Below are 9,104 nucleotides of genomic sequence, written 5' to 3'. Positions count from 1 at the left end.
AAGCCAACGGTGTGGCGATCATCGGTGCGACCGCCGCGACTTATAAGCCGGTCGCGGGGGATGCGGGCAAGACTGTCACGGTCACCGTGACCGGGACTAAGGCCGGGTATGCCACCGCTGCGAAGACGTCCGCGGCGACGGCGGCAGTCAAATAGGGACTTGAGCGGTCTGACTCACCGTCACTGACTGGCATTCCGACTCAGGGCGCCGCCGTACGGCGGTTCGCCTCTCCTGCCCAGAGTTAGCCATGCTGGGACTCTTGGGTTGTCGGGATCCGGTTTTGGGGCGTGGAGATAGTGATGACGGAGGACAACAGACCGGCGACACTACATGGCCCTTCCACGTTCATCGCGAAATGTGGACGGCCCTGCCGTTTGCAGCCTCAGTCAAGCAGCACCCAGGCGGCGTTGTTTGGCTGCAGCCAGCCGTCCCCGGCTAGCGCTGCGGCGCTGAGCAGCACGGTGCCGGAGGGCAGCTTTACGGGTTCGGTGCCCATTGCAACGGCGACGAGGAAGTGCTCATTGCGTTCGCACACGAGGAGGTTTCCGGCCTCGACCCGCCAGCTGCCGCCGTCGTCCGTGGTGAACACCTCGTTCTTCCACAACTGCCGGCGCAGCGCCAGCGCCGCCTTGGTGAGGTTCAGGGTGGACTGCCCGGCCTGCTCCTGACGCTCGACGGCGTGAGTTCCCCATCCCGCCGGGATCGGCAGCCATGGTTTCGCGGCGGTCTCAGAAAGCGAGAAGCCGTGGTTCAGCGTCGCGTCCTGGGTCCACGGCAGCGGGACGCGGGCGCCGTCGCGGCAGACGCCGCCGCGGGCCCACATCGGATCCACTCGGGCCTCGACGGGGACGTCGACCTCGGGCAGCCCGAGCTCCTGGCCCTGGTAGATGTAGGCGGCGCCGGGCAGTCCTAGCAAAGCCACGAGAGCCGCACGCGCACGGACGCTGCCGAGCTCGCCACTGCCAAAACGGGTCACGGAACGGACGATGTCGTGGTTTTCCAGCGCCCACGTGGGGGCTGCGCCGTGAAGCTGCCGGGCGGCTTCGAGCTCGTTGCCGACGGCAGCCCACGCCTCCGCATCCCAGCCGAGCTTCACGAACGCAAAAGCGAAGGCCTGCTGCATCTCGTCGGACCGGGTGTAGCGGGCGGCGCGGGACGGTTCCAGGTTGACCTCCGCCCACCAGCAGCCGGTGCGGCTCGTATTTCTCGGCGAGGGTACGCCAGCGGCGAGGTTGCCGGGATCGTACTTGGCCTTGACTTTGGCGAGGCGGGCGTAGTTCCCCGCGTAGGTGTCCTCGATGTGTGACTGGTCGTCGGCGTCGAGGAAGTTCACGTAGCCCGCACCGGATCCGAGGGGCTGGAGCTCGGCATAGTAGTCGCGCACCCACTTCCTATTGGCCTCATTGTGGGCCGGATCCTCCCAATGGCAGGCAATGTCCACTGCGAAGTCGGCGTCGCGGTACGGGAACGCGGTCTCGTCCCGCCCGACCCGCTGGACGGCACCGTTAATCGGGTAGAAGTGGTTGGCTGTCTGGATGCTCGGAATGGCCTCGCCGAACTTCTCGGCGACACGGACGACGTCGTCGGTCAGGCGGGGCAGGAATGCTGACTTCCAGTAGGCCTGCAGGCCCTTGGGATACATGGGGTCGAAGAGTGTGTTGAGCACCGTGTAGGGAAGCGGACCCAGGAAGGAGCCGGCGACGGGCGCAACGTCAAGGAACGGCTGCCATTGACGCTCCCCTTCGTCGTGGGGGCCCGCCCAGCCGCCCACCAGCACCACCACGGGCTTCCCGTGATATTCCTCAGGCAGGAAGGGGACAGGCGGTCCCTGGTGGAAGCCCAGGAACACTCCCATTTCCTCCGGGGCGGTGGCGATGTAATCCCGGTAAAGCCGTGCCACCGCGTCGGCGTGCTCCAGAAGGTAGATGATCACTCCGCCGTAGAGAACATCCACAGGGTGAAGGTTGAACTCAAAGGAAGTCACGACGCCGAAGTTGCCGGTCCCGCCGCGCAGCGCCCAGAAGAGGTCCTCGTTTTGCGTGTCGCTGGCGACCAGAAATTTCCCGTCGGCGGTCACTACGTCCGCGGATTTCAGGTTGTCGCACGAGAGCCCGTACTTGCGGGCGAGGTAGCCGATCCCTCCGCCGAGAGTTAGTCCAGCAACACCCGTTGATCCAATGATGCCTCCGGTAGTGGCAAGGCCGAATGCGCCCGTGGCGTGGTTGAAGTCCGCCCACGTCACTCCGGCTTCGGCCCGTGCGGTTGCATTGGCAGGATCCACGCGCACGCCCCGGCAGTCTGTGAAGTCGATGACGAGGCCGCCGTCGCAGGTCCCGAACCCGGGCGCGCTGTGGCCGCCGCCGCGCAGCGCCAGGTCCAGGCCGGTGTCCCGCGCGAAGTTCACGCCTGCAATGACGTCCGCGACTTGCGACACGCGCAGAATGGCCGCGGGGCGTTTGTCGATCATTCCGTTGAAGACGGCACGCGCGGCGTCGTAGTCCGCCTGATCGCTCGTGATGACCCGGCCCCGCACTTTCTCCTGGAGGGCCTGGAAAGAGCTGTTGTCCACCGTGTACTCCGATTCACCCGGGCGGGGCATGCCCGGGCAACTGGGCACGGCCGCTGGGGCAGTGCCGGGTCATTGGTTTATCAGCCGATGGGGCCCTGTGTCTGGGAGGGCAAAAGCCTATGCCGCAGGCTTCCACAGCGGCGGAGACCGGATGCACCTTGGCAACTCAGCATGGTCGCGCGGTTTGCCTTGGCGTGATTCAGAAACGAGGTTTGCCCTCGTCTCAACGGGTTACAGCACGGCTACTGGGTAAATTACTCCGGCCCCTAACGGCGGTCAATAACCTGATGCGCGGCTCCCGCCTTGACCGTTCGTCATGGACGCGGAATTGTCGCCCGGCGCTTGAGAGGCCGGGTGCCGGGCGGGCCGTTGCCGGGGCCGACCCCTGGCAAGGACAGGACCAGCCGTTGCTTGAGGGTGGGACTTGCTGTGCCTCTGTCATCCAGACTCGCGGCCATTTAGACTTTCAATCTAGGGCGCCTCGCCAGCTACGGCCAGGGCATCGACCACGAGTTGAATGTCTGCCGTGGCGTTTTTCTAGCGGGCGTTGCAACACTCAATGAATATTGGGAGTTGCGACGACCGTGTCGTCTTTGACGTCAGAACGACGAACCAGCAGGAAATACACGCGGGAGCAAAAGTACGAGTTTTTCTCGGTTCTGGATAGGGTCGGGAGTGTGGCCAGAGCTGCCGAGTCGCTGGGCTTGAGCCGGTACACGTGCCTGAAATGGTGCTGATGAGATGTGGAACGCAGGAGGTTCGTCTTGGCTGTAGCACTTGTACCGCGGTCTGACGCGGAGGTCCGCCCGTACCTCGACTCGCTGGGCTTGCCGGGGATTATTGATCTGCATGTGCACTTCATGCCTTCCCGGGTGCTGGAGAAGGTGTGGGCGTTCTTTGACCGCGTTGCGGACAGCGGGGCTCCCGCGTGGCCCATCGCCTACCGGGACTCCGAAGAGGAACGGGTGCGAACGCTGCGGGATATCGGAGTGAAGGCATTCACCACGCTGAACTATGCGCACCGGCCCGGCATGGCGCAGTGGCTCAACGACTACTCGACGGCGTTCGCCTCGCGCCATGCTGACGCCATCCACTCTGCCACTTTCTACCCAGAGCCGGGTGTGGAAACCGTCGTCGCGGACAGCTTGAAACAGGGCGCCCGAATCTTCAAGATACACATCCAGGTGGGAGGGTTCTCACCCTTGGACCCTCAGCTTGCACCCGCCTGGGAGCTCGTCCAGGACTCCGGTACGCCGGTCGTCATCCACTGCGGCAGCGGTCCGCACCCCGGGGAATACACCGAACCTGCACCCGTGCGCGAACTCGTCAAGAGGTACCCCTCGTTGGTGCTCATCATCGCGCACGCAGGCCTGCCGGAGTACCAGGAGTATGCCGAGCTTGCCGCAAACAATCCTCACGTCTACCTGGACACCACGATGGTTGGCACCTCTTACATGGAACAGGTCGCCCCGATCCCGCCCGGTTACCTGGACACGCTTGCCGGGCTGTCACACAAAGTTGTCTTGGGCACGGATTTCCCGTCGATTCCCTACTCCTACAGCCACCAGATTCAGGTACTCGAAGGCTGGGGACTCGGAAGCCAATGGATGAAAAATGTCCTCTGGCACACCCCGCAGGCACTCCTGGGGCTGGACCGGCTGCCCTAGCCACGCCTGCCTTTGCGGGCATCCGGCATCACCTTCATCCGCTGCCCGAACCCTGCCTCCGCCTGCGCCAGACGGACCGGGAGGTCGCCGCCGAAGGCGAGGCCGCCGTCGTCTTATCTTCCCCTGTGCTGCGCTGCGCCCGGACGCCCCGGCGGCTCACCTTCCGCAGGCGGAGGCTGTGCCGGCAGTCATTGCCCGCTCCTTCGAGCCGCGCGTACCGGCTCGCTGAGGCGCCCGCTGATGCGTGTTAAGTTAGTCGGTGCGCTGCCCGTTGATGATGGCGTCAGCGTTTTCGAAGGCCCAGGCCACCAGCGGAACCAGCAGGGCGCTCAGCTCATAGCCGCGCTCCGTGAGGCTGTAGTCCACCCGCGGCGGAATGACCGGCTGGGCTTTCCGGCTTACCAGGCCATCGCGCTCAAGGGTCTTCAGGGTCTGGGCCAGCATTTTCTCGCTGACACCCTCGGCGCGGCGTCGCAATTCGCTCCAGCGCTGCCCGCCCTCGGATAAGGCGAGCAGAATCAGTACGCCCCACTTACTGGTGATGTGGTCGAGCAGGGTGCGGCTCGGGCACCCGGCCGGGAACACGCCGTCGGCAAGAGCGGCGGGGAGGCGCATGGCGTGGGCAGGGTCAGCCGTACTAACTTCCATGCCAGTACCTTACCTCAAAGTGCGTACTCTCTTTCGGGAAGTAAGTTGAAGAACCCCTTGTTGTGATCGGTGATAGACCACCATCGAAAGGAAAATCCATGAGCATCGTCATCACCGGCGCAACCGGCCAGCTGGGCCGCCATGTAGTCGAGGCCCTGCTGGAGCGCAACGTTCCTGCGGCGGACATCGTGGCCACGGGGCGCTCCACCGAAAAGCTCGCGGACTTCGCCGCGCGCGGCGTCCAGGTCAAGGCCATGGACTACACCGATCCCGACTCCGTGGCGGAGGCGTTGAAGGGGGCCCAGAAGGTGCTCCTCATTTCCGGCAGCGAGGTGGGGCAGCGGGTGGAGCAGCACCGCACCGTCATCGAGGCCGCCAAGGCAGAAGGTGTCGAACTGCTCGCCTACACGAGCATCGCCAACGCGGACACCACCACGATGAAGCTGGCGGTGGAGCACCAGGAAACCGAGACCATCCTGCAGGAAGCGGGCGTTCCTTTCGTTCTGCTTCGCAATAGCTGGTACCTGGAGAACTACACCGATCAGCTGCCCGGCACGCTCGCGCAGGGTGGGATCGCCGGAAGCGCAGGGGAAGGCCGGGTCAGCGCAGCTTCCCGCGCCGACTACGCCCACGCCGCAGCTGCTGTGCTGGTAGCCGGGGACCAGGCCGGCAAAATCTATGAGCTGGGCGGCGACGAACCGTTCACCATGGCTGAACTCGCGGCGGAGATTAGCGCCGCCACCGGCAGGGAAATCTCCTATCAGGACCTCCCCGCGCAAGAGTACGCTGGAATGCTGGCGGGCGTTGGAGTGCCGGAGGCCTTCGCCGACATCCTGGCCGACTCTGACCTGGGGATTGCCCGGGGTAACCTCCTGGTCAGCACCGGAGACCTGCGCGCGCTGATCGGACGCCCCGCCATGTCCCTGGCCGAAGCTGTCCGCTCAGCAGCTGCCTCTGCCTGACCTGCAGCCGGGCGCCGCGGCCCTGACCAGTGCAAGCGGCCGCACCGCGAGAGCGATGTACCCCCGACTGATCAAGTCGCTTGGGGGCAGCCGCGTCGGCCTTTGTGCCAGCCGACCGCACCACTCGCAAGCGGAAGTGTGAAGTACAACTGCGGCCCCGGCTCCAGCGCGAGCTGGAATCGGGGCCGCAGGGCGCAGTTGGTGTGCGTGGGATGGTGGCCGGCGAACTGCAGCGACTCGTAGTTGCTGGTGACGCCGGGGACGAAGCCCAGGATGCCGACCAGCAGGAAGACGGCGCCGACGGCGAGGCTTGCCTTCTGGACGTTCGTCCGGACAGCGGTGCGAACTACCGGAAGCGCTGGGGGCAGCAGCTCAGGCCCCGAGCTCGTGAGCCAGTTCGGTGATGCTCGACGCCGAGAGGTCCCAATCGCTCTCCGGCGTCAGATCCGCAACCTGGCCCGGGCCGTATTCGGTAGGGCGGGCGATGAACGCCGTCGCCAGCCCGGCCTCGCGGGCGGCACGCAGGTCGTTGTTGTGGGCGGCCGCCAGCATCACCTCACCGGGCCTGAGGTCCAGGAACTCCGCAGTCCGAAGGTAGGCCGCCGGCAGCGGCTTGTACGTGCGTGTCATGTCCGAGCCAATGATCACGTCCCACGGAAGCCCGGCGTTTCTGGCCATGTCCAACAGCAGCGAGGTGTTGCCATTGGAGAGGGGACCCACGATGTAGCCGCGGCGGACGGCAGTCAGGCCCTCCACGCTGTCCGGCCATGGGGGCAGACGGTGCCAAGATGAGTTCAACTCCTCCAGGGTTCTTGCGTCCAGCCGATCCGGATCGAAGCCGTGGTGGCGGAGCACCTGGTCCAGGTTTTCGCGGTGGAGTGTGTCCAGGGTGGCGAATTCGCGGGAGCCGGAGCGGATGGCCTCCATTGCCGGCTGGTAGAGGGCGCGCCAGTCATCGGCGAATGCCTCGGCGTCGAGATGCTGCCCGTGTGTCGCGGCGAAGGCTGCCGCCTGCCGGGCGACGCCGGTACGCCAGTCCACCACTGTGCCGAAGGTGTCGAAGAGGACGGCCCGTATCCCGCACCCGGTTGATGGTGAACGGTATGGCTGGATCGTCATTTCTTGTTTCCTTCGAAATGTTTCCTGCCCGATAGTCTGGCAGTATGCGCACTGATTTCGATCCCGCTGCCACGTCCGCCCGCGATTTCTACCGGCTGCTCACCGCGGTGGTGGTGCCCCGGCCCATCGCTTGGGTATCGAGTGTTTCGCCGGAGGGCGTTGACAACCTTGCCCCGCACTCGTTTTTCACCGTGGCTTCCACAAATCCGCCCATCGTGCAGTTCACCTCGGTGGGGGAGAAGGATTCACTCCGCAACATCACCGAGTCCAGAGAGTTCGTGGTGAACCTCGCCCCGGCCGCGCTGCTGGAGGAGGTCAACGCCACCGGCACCAATTTTCCGCCCGATGTCAGTGAGTTTGACGCCGCCGGCCTCACGCGGGAGCCGAGCCTCACCGTGGGGGCGCCGCGGGTCAAGGAATCGCTGGCGGTGCTCGAATGCCGCCTGCACTCGGTCCTGCCGATGGGAGACTCCATCCTGGTCTTCGGCGAAGTGACGCACGCTGCCGTGAGCGACGCGGTTTTGGACGGCAGCCACCCTCGGATTGACCTGCTGGAGCCGCTGACCCGGCTGGGCCTGGACGAGTGGGGCACGCTGGGCACCATCCAAGAGCTCAAACGGATCCGGCTCAAGGACTGGCCGGGGCCTTTCCGCCCGAAGGCCTGAAACCCGTGAAGCCAGGCCGCGTTAGAAAGGGAAGGTGTGTCCTGCATGCAGGACACACCTTCCCTTTCGATGTACGGTGATCAGCCGAGGCCGAGCTGGACGAACACGAACCACACGAGGAGCGGCACCACACCGATCATCGCGATGGCCCAGAGCAGCAGCGCCCGGAAGAACATCCGCTCGTCCTTGGGCTGCGCGCTCGCCATCAGCAGGGCGCCGCTGGTGGACATCGGGCTCACGTCTACTACCGAGGAGCTGATGGCGATGGCCGTCACTACTCCGATGGGAGTGAGCAGCGGATCCATGGCGATGGGTGCGACCACCGGGCTGATGACGCCGAGAGTGCCGGTGGTGGAGGCAAAGGCCGAGACTATGGCCACCACGTAGCTGGTGATCAGGGCGGCAAGGGAGCTGTTGCCCAGGCCGGCGATGCCTTCCTGCAGATGCTTCAGCGCGCCCATCTTTTCCAGCATGCCTACGTAGGTGACGATGCCGGTCACCAGAATGATCGCAGACCACGGCATGCTTTCCACTGCCGGCTTCTGCACGCCCGAGTCCAGGACGATCAGCACTGTGGCAATGATCAGCGAAGCAACTCCGACGTCCAGGCCCAGGACCGTGGTGAGCACCAGAAGGGAGGCGATGCCCACCAAGGTGAGGATCCGCATCGGCGTCGCGGCTACCTTCTCGGGGCCGGTCCTGGTGGTGCTTGCGGCCGCCACAGAAGTGGGCGCCTGGGCGGTGAGCACAGCCGTTCCGGACCCGGACGGACCTGACGCGCTGCTTCCAGCGGGAGCGGCAGCGCCGCCGTCGTGCTTTGCATCCCCAGCCTCACCGGCCTGGTGACCTGCCTCGGCGTTGGCCAGGCGGCGCTTCATGATGGCCTGGACCAGGACGTAGGCAATCGCGGCCAGGATGGCATTGAAGACGAAGCAGTAAGCGTAAAGCTTGAAGGAACCGTCCGCGGCTCCGGCGCCCTCCAGCATTTTGTTGGCAAGCACCCCGAAGGGGTTGACCGGGGAGAAGGCTCCGGCGTTGGCGCCCTGGACGATAACCAGGCCCATGGCCAAGGTGCTGATGCCGAACCGCATGCCCAGCGCCAGGCCCACCGGCGCCACGATGGCGATGGCGGCGGGAGTGAATGCGCCGGCCGACGCCAGGACAGCCGTCAGCAGGAACATCAGGATGGGGACAAGAATCTTCCGGTCGCCGGCGAGTCGTTCAGCCCAGTAGGCCAGCAGGTCGATGGTGCCGTTGATCCGCACAATGGCGAAGAGCAGTGTGGCGCCCACCAGGATGAAGAACAGCCCGGCAGGGAACTGGCCGATGACGTCCTTGATGGACATGCCTGCCAGGAGGGTTCCGACGCCGAACGCGGCGACGGTGGCCAGCAGGCCGGCGTTGATCTTGGTGAAGGAACCGATGGCAAAGGCCGCCACCAGGACCAGGAACGCGATAAGTGACAGGGACATGG

At 65.3% G+C, this 9,104-nt stretch carries 7 protein-coding genes and 1 pseudogene; 3 read left to right on the top strand and 5 right to left on the bottom strand.

The window, feature by feature from the left end:
• Window positions 1-382: 382 nt before the first annotated feature.
• Window positions 383-2,569 (bottom strand): FAD-binding protein, encoded by a 2,187-nt coding sequence (locus AC1DKQ_RS12115; protein ID WP_476919111.1) that lies wholly within the window; start codon window positions 2,567-2,569, stop codon window positions 383-385.
• 764 nt (window positions 2,570-3,333) lie between these two features.
• On the opposite strand from AC1DKQ_RS12115, the gene AC1DKQ_RS12110 reads away from it, so the two are divergent.
• Window positions 3,334-4,236 carry an amidohydrolase family protein gene (locus AC1DKQ_RS12110; RefSeq protein ID WP_476919110.1) on the top strand — a complete coding sequence of 301 codons (903 nt, stop codon included), beginning with the start codon at window positions 3,334-3,336 and terminating at the stop codon, window positions 4,234-4,236.
• A gap of 252 nt (window positions 4,237-4,488) precedes the next feature.
• Here AC1DKQ_RS12110 and AC1DKQ_RS12105 read toward each other — a convergent pair whose 3' ends face one another.
• Window positions 4,489-4,884 carry a winged helix-turn-helix transcriptional regulator gene (locus tag AC1DKQ_RS12105; protein WP_476919109.1) on the bottom strand — a complete coding sequence of 132 codons (396 nt, stop codon included), beginning with the start codon at window positions 4,882-4,884 and terminating at the stop codon, window positions 4,489-4,491.
• A 98-nt stretch (window positions 4,885-4,982) separates the two neighbouring features.
• Between AC1DKQ_RS12105 and AC1DKQ_RS12100 the strand changes: the two genes are divergently transcribed.
• Window positions 4,983-5,846: an SDR family oxidoreductase gene (locus AC1DKQ_RS12100; protein ID WP_476919108.1), complete on the top strand. Its 864-nt coding sequence runs from the start codon at window positions 4,983-4,985 to the stop codon at window positions 5,844-5,846.
• Window positions 5,847-6,061: 215 nt separating this feature from the next.
• On the opposite strand, the pseudogene AC1DKQ_RS12095 reads toward AC1DKQ_RS12100, so the two are convergent.
• A pseudogene (locus AC1DKQ_RS12095) lies at window positions 6,062-6,214 on the bottom strand (DUF4383 domain-containing protein); the annotation flags it as partial.
• A gap of 4 nt (window positions 6,215-6,218) precedes the next feature.
• On the bottom strand, window positions 6,219-6,965 hold the full coding sequence (locus tag AC1DKQ_RS12090) for a haloacid dehalogenase type II (protein ID WP_476919107.1): 747 nt from the start codon (window positions 6,963-6,965) through the stop codon (window positions 6,219-6,221).
• 44 nt (window positions 6,966-7,009) lie between these two features.
• Between AC1DKQ_RS12090 and AC1DKQ_RS12085 the strand changes: the two genes are divergently transcribed.
• Complete coding sequence (locus tag AC1DKQ_RS12085; protein WP_476919106.1) at window positions 7,010-7,630, top strand: flavin reductase family protein; 621 nt, start codon at window positions 7,010-7,012, stop codon at window positions 7,628-7,630.
• 80 nt (window positions 7,631-7,710) lie between these two features.
• Here the strand turns inward: AC1DKQ_RS12085 and AC1DKQ_RS12080 are convergent, their stop codons facing one another.
• Window positions 7,711-9,102: an SLC13 family permease gene (locus tag AC1DKQ_RS12080; RefSeq protein ID WP_476919105.1), complete on the bottom strand. Its 1,392-nt coding sequence runs from the start codon at window positions 9,100-9,102 to the stop codon at window positions 7,711-7,713.
• Window positions 9,103-9,104: the final 2 nt, after the last annotated feature.

Source organism: Arthrobacter sp. 05L421 (assembly GCF_056397785.1).
This window is presented reverse-complemented; position numbering and strand designations above follow the sequence as displayed.

Excerpts from the sequence above, each read along its gene's own strand:
- AC1DKQ_RS12105 (WP_476919109.1), bottom strand. The coding sequence starts at position 4,884 with ATGGAAGTTAGTACGGCTGACCCTGCCCACGCCATGCGCCTCCCCGCC.
- AC1DKQ_RS12100 (WP_476919108.1), top strand. The coding sequence starts at position 4,983 with ATGAGCATCGTCATCACCGGCGCAACCGGCCAGCTGGGCCGCCATGTA.
- AC1DKQ_RS12090 (WP_476919107.1), bottom strand. The coding sequence starts at position 6,965 with ATGACGATCCAGCCATACCGTTCACCATCAACCGGGTGCGGGATACGG.
- AC1DKQ_RS12085 (WP_476919106.1), top strand. The coding sequence starts at position 7,010 with ATGCGCACTGATTTCGATCCCGCTGCCACGTCCGCCCGCGATTTCTAC.
- AC1DKQ_RS12080 (WP_476919105.1), bottom strand. The coding sequence starts at position 9,102 with ATGTCCCTGTCACTTATCGCGTTCCTGGTCCTGGTGGCGGCCTTTGCC.